This window comes from Kocuria sp. CPCC 205260 (assembly GCF_040981045.1).
Classification (GTDB): domain Bacteria; phylum Actinomycetota; class Actinomycetes; order Actinomycetales; family Micrococcaceae; genus Kocuria; species Kocuria palustris.
Genome location: NZ_JAVKPT010000082.1, coordinates 1 through 549, shown reverse-complemented (window position 1 = coordinate 549; position 549 = coordinate 1). Strand labels below are relative to the sequence as shown.

At 65.4% G+C, this 549-nt stretch carries 1 protein-coding gene; it reads left to right on the top strand.

What is annotated here, in order from left to right:
* Nucleotides 1-211: 211 nt before the first annotated feature.
* The coding region (locus RF645_RS13290) for a pyruvate kinase (protein WP_368819274.1) at nucleotides 212-549 on the top strand (338 nt) is incomplete at its 3' end.

Below are 549 nucleotides of genomic sequence, written 5' to 3'. Positions count from 1 at the left end.
CCGAGCGGGCGATCGACCTGAGCCTGTGACCCGCCCGCATCCGTGATCCTCCCGGCACCCGCCATGAGTCCTGCCATATCAATTCCCAGGGCTCGTTGCTAAGGTAGGAACGGACATCGGCGAAGCGGCCGCGGTCGGGCAGCACCAGGCTGCTCAACCCGGCCGCTTCGTCATATGCACCAACCATCCGCCATTCGAAAGGGAGTCACCCATGCGTCGAGCGAAGATCGTGGCCACCATCGGCCCCGCCATCTCCTCGTACGAGAACGTCACCCAGGCGATCCAGGCCGGAATGAACGTGGCTCGCCTCAACATGAGTCACGGTGACCACACCGTGCACAATACGTCCTACGAGAACCTGCGCCGGGCCAGCGAAGAGCTGGGCACCACGGTCGCGATCCTCGCGGACCTGCAGGGGCCCAAGATCCGGCTGGGCAACTTCGCGGACGGCCCCCATGCGCTGGACGTGGGTGACACCTTCACGATCACTATCGAGGACGTCCCCGGCTCCAAGGAGCTGTGCTCCACGACCCACAAGGGCCTGCCCGG